Source organism: Halomonas halodenitrificans DSM 735 (assembly GCF_000620045.1).
Lineage (GTDB): Bacteria > Pseudomonadota > Gammaproteobacteria > Pseudomonadales > Halomonadaceae > Halomonas > Halomonas halodenitrificans.
Map to the genome: position 1 here is coordinate 90,889 of NZ_KK211058.1, position 12,442 is coordinate 103,330.

Annotated in this window: 14 protein-coding genes; 12 read left to right on the forward strand and 2 right to left on the reverse strand. The window is 66.0% G+C overall.

What is annotated here, in order from left to right; all coding sequences use genetic code 11:
* The first annotated feature begins 21 nt into the window (after positions 1-21).
* The 3 genes from Q358_RS0114345 to Q358_RS0114355 are packed head-to-tail and all read left to right on the forward strand — an operon-like array spanning position 22 to position 2,370.
* Positions 22-738: a DUF484 family protein gene (locus tag Q358_RS0114345; RefSeq protein ID WP_027962602.1), complete on the forward strand. Its 717-nt coding sequence runs from the start codon at positions 22-24 to the stop codon at positions 736-738.
* The gene (locus tag Q358_RS0114350; RefSeq protein WP_027962603.1) at positions 731-1,648 is read left to right on the forward strand and encodes a tyrosine recombinase XerC; all 918 of its coding nucleotides are present in this window, start codon (positions 731-733) and stop codon (positions 1,646-1,648) included. Before Q358_RS0114345 ends, Q358_RS0114350 begins: the two co-directional genes overlap by 8 nt.
* On the forward strand, positions 1,645-2,370 hold the full coding sequence (locus Q358_RS0114355; protein ID WP_027962604.1) for an HAD family hydrolase: 726 nt from the start codon (positions 1,645-1,647) through the stop codon (positions 2,368-2,370). The genes Q358_RS0114350 and Q358_RS0114355 overlap by 4 nt, the downstream gene beginning before the upstream one ends.
* Here the strand turns inward: Q358_RS0114355 and yihA are convergent.
* Complete coding sequence (gene yihA / locus Q358_RS0114360; protein WP_027962605.1) at positions 2,367-2,972, reverse strand: ribosome biogenesis GTP-binding protein YihA/YsxC; 606 nt, start codon at positions 2,970-2,972, stop codon at positions 2,367-2,369. The genes Q358_RS0114355 and yihA overlap by 4 nt on opposite strands.
* Before the next feature lie 235 nt (positions 2,973-3,207).
* Here yihA and Q358_RS0114365 point away from each other — a divergent pair, with 235 nt between their 5' ends.
* From Q358_RS0114365 to dtd, 7 genes are all read left to right on the forward strand, one after another.
* Entirely contained in the window at positions 3,208-3,828 is a 621-nt protein-coding gene (locus tag Q358_RS0114365; protein WP_027962606.1) for a c-type cytochrome, read from the forward strand.
* A gap of 182 nt (positions 3,829-4,010) precedes the next feature.
* Positions 4,011-4,643 carry a thiol:disulfide interchange protein DsbA/DsbL gene (locus Q358_RS0114370; protein ID WP_027962607.1) on the forward strand — a complete coding sequence of 211 codons (633 nt, stop codon included), beginning with the start codon at positions 4,011-4,013 and terminating at the stop codon, positions 4,641-4,643.
* Position 4,644: 1 nt separating this feature from the next.
* Positions 4,645-5,469, forward strand: a complete 825-nt coding sequence (locus Q358_RS0114375) for an endonuclease/exonuclease/phosphatase family protein (protein WP_027962608.1) — start codon at positions 4,645-4,647, stop codon at positions 5,467-5,469.
* A gap of 78 nt (positions 5,470-5,547) precedes the next feature.
* Positions 5,548-6,093: a TRAP transporter small permease subunit gene (locus tag Q358_RS0114380; RefSeq protein ID WP_027962609.1), complete on the forward strand. Its 546-nt coding sequence runs from the start codon at positions 5,548-5,550 to the stop codon at positions 6,091-6,093.
* On the forward strand, positions 6,093-7,508 hold the full coding sequence (locus Q358_RS0114385) for a TRAP transporter large permease (RefSeq protein ID WP_027962610.1): 1,416 nt from the start codon (positions 6,093-6,095) through the stop codon (positions 7,506-7,508). The genes Q358_RS0114380 and Q358_RS0114385 overlap by 1 nt, the downstream gene beginning before the upstream one ends.
* Positions 7,509-7,551: 43 nt before the next feature.
* Entirely contained in the window at positions 7,552-8,364 is an 813-nt protein-coding gene (gene thiD, locus Q358_RS0114390; RefSeq protein WP_027962611.1) for a bifunctional hydroxymethylpyrimidine kinase/phosphomethylpyrimidine kinase, read from the forward strand.
* 98 nt (positions 8,365-8,462) lie between these two features.
* Positions 8,463-8,900 (forward strand): D-aminoacyl-tRNA deacylase, encoded by a 438-nt coding sequence (gene dtd / locus Q358_RS0114395; RefSeq protein ID WP_027962612.1) that lies wholly within the window; start codon positions 8,463-8,465, stop codon positions 8,898-8,900.
* Positions 8,901-9,138: 238 nt separating this feature from the next.
* Here the strand turns inward: dtd and Q358_RS0114400 are convergent, their stop codons facing one another.
* Positions 9,139-11,091 (reverse strand): ATP-binding cassette domain-containing protein, encoded by a 1,953-nt coding sequence (locus Q358_RS0114400; protein ID WP_027962613.1) that lies wholly within the window; start codon positions 11,089-11,091, stop codon positions 9,139-9,141.
* 57 nt (positions 11,092-11,148) lie between these two features.
* Between Q358_RS0114400 and Q358_RS18420 the strand changes: the two genes are divergently transcribed.
* Positions 11,149-11,664 carry a TIGR02444 family protein gene (locus Q358_RS18420; RefSeq protein WP_084286593.1) on the forward strand — a complete coding sequence of 172 codons (516 nt, stop codon included), beginning with the start codon at positions 11,149-11,151 and terminating at the stop codon, positions 11,662-11,664.
* Between the two features lie 183 nt (positions 11,665-11,847).
* Complete coding sequence (locus Q358_RS0114415; protein ID WP_027962616.1) at positions 11,848-12,435, forward strand: TRAP transporter small permease; 588 nt, start codon at positions 11,848-11,850, stop codon at positions 12,433-12,435.
* Positions 12,436-12,442 lie beyond the last annotated feature (7 nt).

The window sequence follows — 12,442 nt, forward strand, 5'->3', positions numbered from 1 at the left end:
CTGATTCCGCGAGGAGATGGCATGTCACGAGTCGCACCAGAACCGCTCAAGACCCTCGACCCGGATCGGGTCGCCGAATGGCTGGCCACCCAGCCCGACTTCTTCGTCGGCCGTGAGGGCCTGCTGCAACAGCTCAAGGTTCCCCATCCCGAAGCGGGCGGGGCTACCTCGCTGCTGGAGCGCCTGGTGCACGACCTGCGGGCCCGTGCCGAGAAGGCCGAGGGCCGCCTGGAGCAGCTGCTGGAGTCGGCGCGCCACAACGAGGCCCAGTATCGACGCACGCGGGAACTGGTGCTGGCGCTGGTGGCGGCCCAGGACCGCGACGCCCTGGGGCAGGCACTGGCGACCCAGCTCGGCGAGCACTTCTCCACGCCGGCGGTGGCGCTATGGTGCCCGGCCAGCCTCTCCGATAACGAGCCACACCCGCCCCAGGCGCCTCGCCAGGTACTCGACGAACATGCCGGCTCACGGCTCTCCTCCCTGCTCGACGGCCGCACCAGCCGCTGTACTCGCCTGACGCCCACCGACTGGAAACGGCTGCTGCCACACGCCGGCGCACCGCGTCGTTCCGGGTCATGCGCCATCACCCGGCTGAGCCTGGGAGAACCACTGGGGTATCTGGTGCTCGCCAGTCCCGACCCCGAGCACTTCAGGGCCAGCATGGATACCCTGTTCACGGAATACGTGGGCGATGTGGTGGCACGGCTGCTGATAAGCCTCGGCCCCGACCATGTCTAGCCAGGAGCCACTCGGCACCGAGATCGAGGCCTTCCTGGCCCAGCTTTCGCGCACCGCCAGCCCCGCCACCCTGGATGCCTATCGGCGCGACCTGGCAGGCCTGCTCGACTTTATGGACGAGCAGGGGATCGCGTCGTGGCACCAGCTGGATGCCGGGCTGCTGCGCCGCTTCCTGGGCGGCGAGCGAGCCCGGGGCCTGGGCCCGCGCAGCCTCGCCCGGCGCCGCTCGGCCTGCTCGAAGTTGGCGGACCACCTGCTTGCCAAGGGTCTGCTCGAGCACAACCCGGTAGCGCTGGTGCGCAACCCTCGCCAGCCGCGCCACCTGCCCCGTCCGGTAGACGTGGATCGCCTGGCGAGCTTTCTGGACACCCCCCACGACGGCTCCCCCCTGTCGGTGCGCGACCAGGCAATGCTCGAACTCTTCTACTCCAGTGGCCTGCGCCTGGCCGAGCTGGCCGGGCTGAACCTGGTCGATCTACACGGCGAGCGGGTGCGGGTGCTGGGCAAGGGCGGCAAGCCACGCCAGGTCCCGGTGGGGTCGCGGGCCCGTCAGGCCCTGGAGGCGTGGCTACAACTGCGCATGAACATGGCGGCCGCGGGCGAGCAGGCGATGTTCATCAGCAACCGCGGGACACGGCTGGGTCATCGTGCCATCCAGCAACGCCTGGCGCTGATTGCTCGCCGCCGCGGCCTCGACGAGCACCTGCATCCGCATCGCCTGCGCCATTCCTTTGCCAGCCACCTGCTGGAGTCCAGCCAGGACCTGCGTGCCGTTCAGGAGCTGCTCGGTCACGCCAACCTCTCCACCACCCAGGTCTATACTCACCTCGACTGGCAGCACCTGGCGGCCAGCTACGATGCCGCACACCCTCGTGCACGGCGTCGACGCAGCGACGAGACCCCGACATGAATCTCGAGGCAATCACCTTCGATCTGGATGACACCCTGTGGGACAACGGCGGCGTGATGCACCGGACCGAGCACGGCCACTACACCTGGCTCGATGCGGCACTCGCCGAATGGCAGGCCCTGGAGTCTGCCGAGCGCTTCGCCGCCCGCTTCCCACTGGAAGCGTTCGTGGCACGGCGCCAGGCCCTGGCCATCGCTCACCCCCCGCGTCGCGGCGACTTCACCTGGCTGCGACAGCGAGCACTGACCGAGCTGTTGGGAGAATACGGGCTGGCGAAGGAGCACGCCGAACACTGGGCACAGCGCGCCATGGAACGCTTCATGGAGCTACGCCACGAAGTCGAGCCGCACCCCGAGGTGGAACGACTGCTCACGGGCCTGGCCCGACACTATGGCCTGGCCAGCATCACCAACGGCAACGTCGAGGTGACCCGCCTGGCGCTGGGGCGCCACTTCCCGGTGGCCATTGCCGCCGGCGAGCTGCTTGCCCCCAAGCCCGATCCGCGCCCCTTCCTGCTGGCCCTCTCCCACCTGGGCACACACCCCGAGCGGGCACTCCATGTGGGAGATTCCTGGGAAGAAGATGCCTTGCCCGCTCACCGCCTGGGCATGCAAGCGGCCTGGATCGGCCCCGATGATCGCTCGCTGCCTGCCGGCATCCATCGCCTGAGCCATGTTCGCGAATTACCCGAGCTGATCGACTGGCTGGAGGCGCGGGACTAGTCCAGCAACCAGCCATCGAGGCGCGCCTCGAGTTCCTCGACGCCCTGGCCCTTGAGCGACGAGAACAGCTGAATGGTCACCAGGTCCTCCCACTCACGCAGCCGAGAGCGTACCTGCTGCAGGGCGCCGGCCGCCGGGCCACGCTTGAGTTTATCGGCCTTGGTCAGCAGGATATGCACCGGCATCTCCTGCTCATCGGCCCACCCGAGCATGGTCTCGTCGAACTCCGAGAGCGGGTGGCGAACATCCATCAACAACACCAGGCCGCGCAGGGAGGCACGACGCCTCAGGTAGTCGGAAAGGTGGCGTTGCCACTCCAGCTTGACCGACTCGGGCACCTTGGCGTAACCATAGCCAGGCAGGTCCACCAGGCGCCGGTCACGGTCATCACCCAGCGAGAAGAAGTTGATCAACTGGGTGCGGCCGGGCGTCTTGGAGGTTCTTGCGAGCGCCTTCTGACGCGTCAATGCATTGATGGCACTTGATTTTCCGGCATTTGAACGACCCGCGAAGGCTACCTCGGCGCCGCTGTTATCCGGGCAGTGGGCCAGGGTGGGAGCGCTGATGAGGAAGCGGGCGGTCTGATAGTTGAGTCGCGCCATGGGCAAGAATTCCTGACATTGATCAAGGGCCCGTCGGCTTGCATTCCCGCCGACGGGGTGATTCGGTATAATACAGTGTCTTTTGTCTGCGACCCGGGGCACGCTAGTGTACCACCGCGCCCACGACGTCCGCGATTGGCCCGCTCAGGATAGAACAGAGGCCGGTCGGCGTCGCGATCCGGGCGACACCCAGGGTACGTACCGGTCAACAACGTAACGGCATAGTGGATTAGCGATGAGAAAGTTACTGGCAAGCCTGGCAATCACCATGGGCGCCGTCGGCGCCGCCCACGCGGACCTCGAGGCCGATGCCGATGCGGCAGCGGGCAAGGAAAAGGCGGTGGCCTGCGCCGCCTGCCACGGCCAGGAAGGCATCAGCCCCTCGGGCGCCTTCCCCAACCTGGCGGGCCAACAGGCCTCCTATCTGGCCAAGCAGATCATGGATATCCGCGATGGCAACCGCGTGGTGCCCGAGATGGCCGGCCAGGTGGACAGCTTCTCCGACCAGAATGCCTGGGACGTGGCCAAGTTCTATGCCGACAAGAACGCCGCCCTGGGCCAGGCCGATTCCGACGAACTGCTGGTCGAGCACGGCCGTGAGCTCTACCGTGCCGGCGACATGGCCAAGGGCATCCCGGCCTGTGCCGCCTGCCACACACCGACCGGTCAGGGTATCGGCACGGCGGTCTACCCGGCGCTCTCCGGCCAGCATACCGACTACACCATGGCTACTCTGCAGGACTTCGCCGCCGGTGATCGCGCCAATGATCCTGCCAGTATCATGCGTGATATCGCTTCCAAGATGAGCGATCGCGACATGGAAGCCGTGGCCAACTATGTACTGGGCCTGAACTGAGGTGCCGGACCTGAACTGAGGCCGCCGTTTTTGGCCTGCAAGACATCATTCGGGGCGGCCTTCGGGCCGCCCCTGTCATATATATCGTAACGCCTGTCGGGAACCCTGGCTCATCGCCACGTTCAAAGGCAGCGATACCCGGATACCCCGGAACGTGACTCATCCCAAGGAGAGAGATGCCCATGTTGAAGCCCCTTATGCTTGTGCTCGCCGGCCTGACACTACCGGGCCTGGCCAGCGCCCAGAACCTGGTGGAGGGCGAGCACTACGAGGTGCTGCCCGAGGCCGTGGAAACCCAGGTGGACGAGGGGCAGATCGAGGTCACCGAGGCCTTCTGGTATGGCTGCCCCCACTGCTACAACCTCGAAGAGCCGCTCAACGCCTGGATCGCCGACCTTCCCGACGATATCGACTTCCAGCGCATGCCGGCCACCATGGGCGGTGACTGGAACCAACATGCCCTGGCCTTCTACGCCGCCGACGAGTTGGGTATCCTCGATGACACCCATAGTGACTTCTTCCACGCCGTTCATGAGGAGAAGCGCAGCCTGACCGACGTCGGCGCCATTGCCGACTTCTTCAGCGACTACGGCGTCAGCGAGGACGAGGCCCAACAGGCCCTGAACTCCTTCGCGGTGAAGAGCCGCGTCAACCAGGCGAATGCCCGCATGCGCAGCATGCGCCTGATGGGCGTGCCCGCCCTGATGGTCGACGGCCGCTATCTGGTGACCCCGAGCAGCGCCGGTAGCCTGGCCAATATGCCGCAGATCGCCGAGGCACTGGTCGATAAAGTTCGCGAGGAGCGTGAAAACTAAGATGCTCCAACTGGCCGAAGCAAGGATGCCGCCCCTGGAGGGCGGCCACCTCAAGCTGCTCACCTTCAATCTTCAGGTGGGCATTCAGACCTCGGCCTACCACCACTACCTGACCCGTAGCTGGCAGCATCTGCTGCCCCATCCTCGGCGGCTGCATCGCCTGGACATGGTCAGCGAGGTGCTGGGGCGCTTCGATGTGGTGGGGCTCCAGGAAGTGGACGGCGGCAGTTTCCGCTCCAGCCACGTCAACCAGGTGGAGTACCTGGCCACCCATGGCGGCTTCCCCCACCACTTCCAGCAGCTCAATCGCAATCTGGGTCGCATCGCTCAGCACAGCAATGGCCTGCTGTCGCGGCTTCCCCCGGCCCATGTCGAGGAGCACCAGCTCCCGGGTACCCTACCCGGGCGCGGCGCCATCCACGCCCGCTTCGGCGAGGGTCCCGACGCACTCCACCTGTTCGTCGCCCACCTGGCCCTCAGTCATCGAGGCCGGGTTCGCCAGCTCGATTATCTCTCCGAGATCATCCAGCCGCTACGCCACGTGGTGGTGATGGGCGACCTCAACTGCACCCCCGAGCAGCTCCGTGGCCATCAGCGCTTCTCGGCCTCGCTGCCGCTTCACCCCGTGCGCCCCCCCTTGAGCTACCCCTCCTGGCAGCCGCGCCGCGCCCTGGACCATATCCTGCTTTCCAACTCCCTGGAGGCCGATGAGGTTCGCGTGCTCGACCACCTGTTTTCGGATCACCTGCCGATCGCCGTGGACGTTCGCCTGCCGGCCGCCTGCCTGGAGACGCTTCTCGCGCGGCCGCAAGACACCACCGGCTAGGCCCAGGAGCCGGCAGTGGGTGACGTCTGATGTCGAATCGGCGAAGATGCGCCTCCTGACCATCCTGCAGGAGGCGATATGCCTGATAATCATCCATCGGCCTTGCTCAGAGGGCTCGATGCCGTGACCGACCTGATAGGGCGCACTACCGCCTGGCTGGTACTGGTGATGATGGTGGTGCAGTTCGCCATCGTGGTGATGCGCTACGTCTTCGGTATCCACAGTATCGCCCTGCAGGAGTCGGTGACGTACATGCACGCCATGGTGTTCATGCTCGGCGCCGCCTGGACCCTTCACCACGACGGCCATGTGCGCGTGGATATCTTCTATCGCAAGCGTTCGCCGCGTAGCCGTGCCGGCGTCGATCTGTTCGGCACTCTTTTCCTGCTGCTGCCGGTCTCGTTCTATATTCTGCTCGGCAGCCTGGGCTATGCCGGCAGCAGCTGGGCGATCCTCGAGCGATCTCCGGACGGCGGCATCCCCGGCGTCTTCCTGCTCAAGAGCCTGATCCCGGTGATGGCCACACTGCTGATACTGCAGGGCATCGCCCAGCTGATTCGCCAGACTCTGGTCCGCCGCAGCCGGCTTCCTTCTGGGGCTCCGCACCACGAGGAAGAGTCATGATGCTGACGATGCTGCTTGAACTCTTTCCCCTGCTGCTGTTTGTCACTATCTGCGGCGTACTGATGCTCGGCTATCCGGTGGCCCTGTCGCTTGCGGGCACCGCCCTGTTCTTTGCCGGCCTCGGCGTGACGCTGACTCACCTGGGAGTCCCCGTTCCCTTCGAGGCGGGCTACCTGAGCGCCATGCCCAACCGCCTCTATGGCATCATGACGAATCAGACACTGCTGGCAGTCCCATTGTTCGTGTTGATGGGAGTTCTGCTGGAGAAGTCGCGTGTCGCCGAGACGCTGCTCGATGCCATGGCGCTGGCCTTCGGCGCCCTGCGCGGTGGGCTGGGCATCGCCGTGGTGTTGGTCGGCACCCTGCTGGCCGCCTCCACGGGTATCGTCGGCGCCACCGTGGTGACCATGGGGCTGCTGTCGCTTCCCACCATGCTCAAGCGCGGGTACTCGCCGTCACTCGCGACCGGCAGCATCTGCGCCACCGGCACCCTCGGGCAGATCATCCCCCCCTCCATCGCCCTGGTGCTGCTCGGCGATGTGCTCTCCAATGCCTATCAGCAGGCTCAATTGGCGATGGGCGTCTGGAGCCCCAAGACTCTCTCGGTGGGTGACCTCTTTATCGGTGCGCTGATTCCGGGACTCCTGCTGGTGGCGGCCTATATGCTCTATGTGACCCTTACCGCCTGGCTGAAGCCCGATCTGGCCCCGCCGGTGGACCGCCAGGCACTGATGGAGGAGCTGGGTCACAGTGGCAGCATCTGGCCACTGCTGTTCAAGGGCTTGCTGCCGCCGGTGCTGCTGATCGTCGCCGTACTGGGCTCGATCCTCGGCGGCTTCGCCACCCCTACCGAGGCCTCGGCGGTGGGCGCCTTCGGCGCCTTCCTGCTGGCCCTGGCCAATCGGCGTCTGAACCTCAGGATGCTGCGCGATGTGGTTCACTCCACCGCTCAGGTCACCAGCATGGTGTTCTTGATCCTGATCGGTGCCGCCCTGTTCTCGCTGGTATTTCGCGCCTTCGGCGGCGAGGAACTGATCGTCGAGCTGTTCGATTCGCTGCCCGGCGGTGTAGTGGGCGCCACCCTGGTGGTCATGCTGGTAATCTTTTTTCTCGGCTTTATTCTCGACTTTATCGAGATCACCTTCGTGGTGGTCCCCATCATCGGCCCGGTATTGCTGGCCATGGGGCTCGACCCCATCTGGCTGGGCATCATGATCGCGGTGAACCTGCAGACCTCGTTTCTGACACCACCCTTCGGCTTCGCGCTCTTCTATCTGCGCGGCGTCACGCCTGAGTCGGTGCCCACCTCGGCGATCTACCGCGGGGTGATCCCCTTCATCCTGATCCAGCTCGGCATGCTGCTGGCCCTGGCACTGTTCCCGCAACTCGCCACCTGGCTACCCTCGGTGGTGTAATCTTCCGATATCGCTCCATAGATCCAGTGACGACAAGGAAGCCATGATTCTCTCCGACCCGATTCCCAACGCCCTGACCATCGCCGGCTCCGACCCCTCCGGCGGCGCCGGCATCCAGGCCGACCTCAAGACCCTCTCGGCGCTGGGTGCCTATGCGACCAGCGTCATCACCGCCCTGACCGCCCAGAACACTCGCGGCGTCAGCGGGGTCCATCCGGTACCCGCGGACTTTATCGCCGCCCAGCTCGAGGCCCTGCTCGACGACGTCCGCCTCGATGCGACCAAGATCGGCATGGTGGCCAGCCGTGAGGTCGCCGAGGTGATCCGCGATGCCCTGGTGCAACGCCGCCCGAGCTGGATAGTGCTCGACCCGGTCATGGTGGCCAAGAGTGGCGATATCCTGGTCGATGACGCCGGTATCCGTGCGGTGCGCGAGGTGCTGGTGCCCATGGCGGATCTGATCACTCCCAACCTGCCCGAAGCCGCGGTGCTGCTGGACGCCCCGGCCCCGGTCGACCGAGCCGGCATGCTGGCGATGGCCCCGGCACTGCGCGAACTGGGCGCCGGGGCCACCCTGCTCAAGGGGGGGCATCTACGCGGCGAGGAGTGCCCCGACCTGCTGGTCACCGCCGAGGCGGCCACCTGGATCGAGGGCGCCCGGGTCGATACCGCCAACCTCCACGGCACCGGCTGCACCCTCTCCTCGGCGATCACCGCACGCCTGGCCCGGGGCGAATCCCTCCAGGAAGCGGTGGCCTCGGCCAAGCGCTGGCTGGGCGCGGCGCTGGTCGCGAGCCCTCGGCTGGATGTCGGGAGTGGGCGCGGGCCGGTGCACCACTTCCATGCCTGGTGGTAGCCTCCAGCCCGACGATCCGCTCGGCCGGTGCGACGCTGCGCGGCGTTCATGATTCCAGGGCGGCAAGAATAAACAGGAGGCTAGAAGAGGAGGCAAGAATGAAGGCATTGATCCAGCGAGTGACCCACGCCAGCGTCGAGGTGGAAGGCCGCGTCGTGGGCGCCATCGACCACGGCCTGCTGGCCCTGGTCGGAGTCGAGAAGGGCGACGACGAGGCCGCGGTGGAGCGGCTGCTCCACAAGCTGCTGCACTATCGGGTATTCGGCGACGCCGAAGGCAAGATGAACCTCAACCTGCAGCAGGTAGACGGCGGCCTGCTGCTGGTGTCCCAGTTCACCCTGGCCGCCGACACCCGCAAGGGGCTGCGCCCCGGTTTCTCCAGCGCGGCCCCGCCCGCCGATGGCGACCGCCTCTTCCATCGACTGCTGGAGCGTGCCGAGGCCGCCTGGCCGAAGGTCGCCAGCGGGGAATTCGCCGCCGACATGCGGGTCGCACTGGTCAATGACGGCCCGGTGACCTTCCTGCTGGAAAGCTGACGGGGGCCGAAGGCCAGCCCCCTGAGCATCGCCGGGCAAGCACGAGTCGCGACCCCCGGGTTGAAACCCTGCCGCCTCGCTCGCGACTTGTCCGTCGGGTCACAACATAATCCCTCACGGGTGACCCTCGCTCGCCATCCCTGGCGATCGCCGGACGTCGCTTCGCTTGCGCCAGCAACCCGGGGTATATGTCGCTTTTCGTGCTTGCCCGGCTCTCCCAGACACAGACACAGACACCTCAGCCACCGAGTTCGGCCTCCATGGCTTCCAGGGCCTCCTCGGCGGCGAGCCAGTCCGCCTCCAGGTCGTCGAGCCGGGACTTTAGCTCGCCCTGGCGGGCCAGGGTCGTGGTGAGCTCGTCCTTGCGGGCGGGGTCGGTATAGAGCTCGGCATCGCCCAGGGCCTCCTCCACCCCGGCGAGCTCGGCCTGGATCTTCTCCATGGCCTGCTCGGCGCGGTCGCGCTGCTTCTTCAACGGGCGCAGCTTCTCGCGCAACTCGGCGGCGGCGCGACGCGACGCCTTGCGATCCTCCCGGGGCGCGCCTTCCTCGGCCTGACGCTCCGCCTTGTCGCCTCGAGCCTCGCGCCGCTCACCCTCCAGACGCGCCTTGAGCCAGGCGCGATAGTCCTCGAGGTCGCCGTCGAAGGGCTCCACCCGGTGATCGGCCACCCGCCAGAACTCGTCCACGCTGGCCCGCAGCAGATGGCGGTCGTGGGAGACGATGATCACCGTGCCCTCGAAGCCTGCCAGGGCCTCGGTCAGCGCCTCGCGCATCTCGAGGTCCAGGTGGTTGGTCGGCTCATCGAGCAGCAGCAGGTTAGGCTTCTGCCAGGCCACCAGGGAAAGCGCCAGGCGCGCCTTCTCTCCCCCCGAGAAGCGCCCCACCTCACCGAAGACATCGTCGCCCGGGAACCCGAAGCCACCCAGGAAGTTGCGGATCTCCTGGTCACTGGCGGTAGGCGACAGGCGCTGCACATGCATGAAGGGCGTGGCGGCGAGATCCAGCCCCTCCAGCTGGTGCTGGGCAAAGTAGCCAACCTTGAGGTGTTCGCCCGCGATGCGCTTGCCGGAGAGCAGCGCAAGCTCCCCGGTGAGAGTCTTGATCAACGTCGACTTGCCGGCACCATTGGGGCCCAGCAGGCCGATGCGCTGGCCAGGCAGCAGCGTCAGCTTGACGCCGTCGAGCTGGACCTTCTCTGTCCCCGGCGCCTCGCCCCGGGGACGATATCCCAGCCGCGCCTCGTCCAGCACCAGCAGCGGATGGGACGTCTTGTCCGCGGCGGGCAGGCTGAAGTGGAAGGGCGAATCGGCGTGGGCCACGGCGATATCGCCCATGCGCTCGAGCATCTTCAGGCGACTCTGGGCCGCGCGGGCCTTGGTGGCCTTGGCGCGGAAGCGTGCCACGAAGCGCTCGATCTCCTCCCGCCGCGCCTGCTGCTTGGCGGCCTCGGCCTGCTGCAGCGCCAGCTTCTCGGCCCGGGTACGCTCGAAGGTGGTGTAGTTACCACGATAGAGCTCCAGGGAGCGGCGATCGAAATGCACGATGCAGTCACACACCGCGTCCAGGAAGTCGCGGTCGTGGGAGATCAGCAGCAGGGTCCCGGGATAGCGCGCAAGCCACTGCTCGAGCCACAGCAGGGCATCGAGGTCGAGGTGGTTGGTGGGCTCGTCCAGCAGCAGCAGGTCGGAGGGCATGAACAGGGTGCGCGCCAGGTTGACGCGCATCCGCCAGCCCCCGGAGAAAGACGACAGGGGTCGATCCAGATCCTGCTGCGAGAAGCCGAGGCCCACCAGCAGCTGGGCGGCCTTGGCCGGCGCGCTGTAGCCGTCCAGGGCCTCGATGACCCCATGCAGCTCGGCCTCGCGGTGGTCGTCGCCCGCCTGGCGGGCCGCCTCCAGAGCCTGCTCGGCACGGCGCAGTTCGGCGTGGCCGTCGAGGACATGGTCGAGCAGCGAGCGCGACAGCGCCTCCACCTCCTGGGCCATATGGGCGATGCGCTGGCCGCCGCTCATCTCGACATCGCCGCGATCCGGCATCAGTTCGCCGAGCAGCAGCTTGAACAGGCTCGACTTTCCGGCGCCGTTGGGGCCGACGATCCCCGCCTTGTGGCCGGCGTGCAGGGTAAGGTCAGCGCCCTCCAGCAGGGCCTGGGTGCCGCGTTGCAGGGAAACTTGACGCAGTGAGATCATGCAGGCTCCATTCGACAATATGTAAGGCTGCCCCTCGGCAAAGGCGACAACCGTGTCATGACAGCTGATTCTACCCAATCACCCTATGCCTTGAGCATCCCCGATGCTCTCTGGCAGTACGCCCTGGCACGATATGGCGACCCAACGGTTGCCGATGCCTGCCTCGAGCTCCAGGATCGCGCCGGTGCCGACGTATGCGAACTGCTGTGGCTGGGCTGGCTCGATCATCTCGGCCGGGTACCGGACGCCGATGCAGCCGCGGTCCTGGCTCCGATTCGTCTGCATCAGGCTTGCAGGACTCGTCCTCTGCGCGCTCGGCGGCGCGCATTGAAACCCATCGCCCGCCCTGGTTCACCGCTGGAGGAGTGGCGTGAACGCCTCAAGCGCGCCGAACTGGCCGCCGAACGCCAGGCGCTGGCCCGCCTGCAGGCGATAACCGAGCGCGGAGAAGGTGTGCGCCTTTGGCGCCGGCAGGATGGCGACCTCTACACCCGTCTATACCGGCATCTGGCACCATTCGATACCGCACTTGTCGGCTCGTTGACAGCGCTGGCGAATCGCCTGCCGCGATGATTTCGCGTTGACTCCTCTAGCCATTTCGGGTCCGCCAGCATGTGGCACTGCGTTCACAAAGCCTGTAAGTTCAAAAGTGAAGGACTACCCTTGATGCACGAGCAATGCTGTCTATGACTTTCAGGCACAAGGCGAACGCGGTCCGGTTCGCGTCGTCCTGATACAACAAGGAAAGCGTGCAACATGAATCGAACCTCCTCCAGCGGCAAGCCCCAAAAGCGTCCAAACAGCCTGCTAGGCATGCTTAATATTCTTGATTGGTGGCTGGGTGCGGTAGAAAAGACCATCCTGGCCGGCAGTATTCTCGCCATGGCACTGTTGATGAGCACCCACGTGGTCAGCAACCTGGTCTTCCAGCAGGGCATTCCGGGAACCTACGAAGTCACCGAAATGCTGATCGTGGTGATCACCTTCGTGGGGGTAAGCTACGCGGCACGCCACGCGCGTCACATCAGCATGTCCGCCCTCTACGAGCAGCTCAGCGGGCGACTCCGCAAGATTCTTCTGATCGTCATCTGCGTCGGCACGGCCGTCCTGATGTTCTATTTTGCCTACAAGTCCATCGGCTACGTCTCGGTACTCCACGAGCGCGGGCGCACCAGCTCCTCGCTGCATATCCCCATGTGGATGGTATATACGGCACTGCCCATCGGCTTCAGCCTCGCCGGCATTCAGTACCTCCTGACCGCTACACGCAACCTGATCAGCAAGGAGATCTACCGCAACTTCAGGGAAAAGGAAGAGTACTCAGATGTGCCAACGGACGACTGACAGCCGC

Coding starts and splice junctions, on each gene's coding strand:
- Q358_RS0114345 (WP_027962602.1), top strand. CDS start 22: ATGTCACGAGTCGCACCAGAACCGCTCAAGACCCTCGACCCGGATCGG.
- Q358_RS0114350 (WP_027962603.1), top strand. CDS start 731: ATGTCTAGCCAGGAGCCACTCGGCACCGAGATCGAGGCCTTCCTGGCC.
- Q358_RS0114355 (WP_027962604.1), top strand. CDS start 1,645: ATGAATCTCGAGGCAATCACCTTCGATCTGGATGACACCCTGTGGGAC.
- yihA (WP_027962605.1), bottom strand. CDS start 2,972: ATGGCGCGACTCAACTATCAGACCGCCCGCTTCCTCATCAGCGCTCCC.
- Q358_RS0114365 (WP_027962606.1), top strand. CDS start 3,208: ATGAGAAAGTTACTGGCAAGCCTGGCAATCACCATGGGCGCCGTCGGC.
- Q358_RS0114370 (WP_027962607.1), top strand. CDS start 4,011: ATGTTGAAGCCCCTTATGCTTGTGCTCGCCGGCCTGACACTACCGGGC.
- Q358_RS0114375 (WP_027962608.1), top strand. CDS start 4,645: ATGCTCCAACTGGCCGAAGCAAGGATGCCGCCCCTGGAGGGCGGCCAC.
- Q358_RS0114380 (WP_027962609.1), top strand. CDS start 5,548: ATGCCTGATAATCATCCATCGGCCTTGCTCAGAGGGCTCGATGCCGTG.
- Q358_RS0114385 (WP_027962610.1), top strand. CDS start 6,093: ATGCTGACGATGCTGCTTGAACTCTTTCCCCTGCTGCTGTTTGTCACT.
- thiD (WP_027962611.1), top strand. CDS start 7,552: ATGATTCTCTCCGACCCGATTCCCAACGCCCTGACCATCGCCGGCTCC.
- dtd (WP_027962612.1), top strand. CDS start 8,463: ATGAAGGCATTGATCCAGCGAGTGACCCACGCCAGCGTCGAGGTGGAA.
- Q358_RS0114400 (WP_027962613.1), bottom strand. CDS start 11,091: ATGATCTCACTGCGTCAAGTTTCCCTGCAACGCGGCACCCAGGCCCTG.
- Q358_RS18420 (WP_084286593.1), top strand. CDS start 11,149: ATGACAGCTGATTCTACCCAATCACCCTATGCCTTGAGCATCCCCGAT.
- Q358_RS0114415 (WP_027962616.1), top strand. CDS start 11,848: ATGAATCGAACCTCCTCCAGCGGCAAGCCCCAAAAGCGTCCAAACAGC.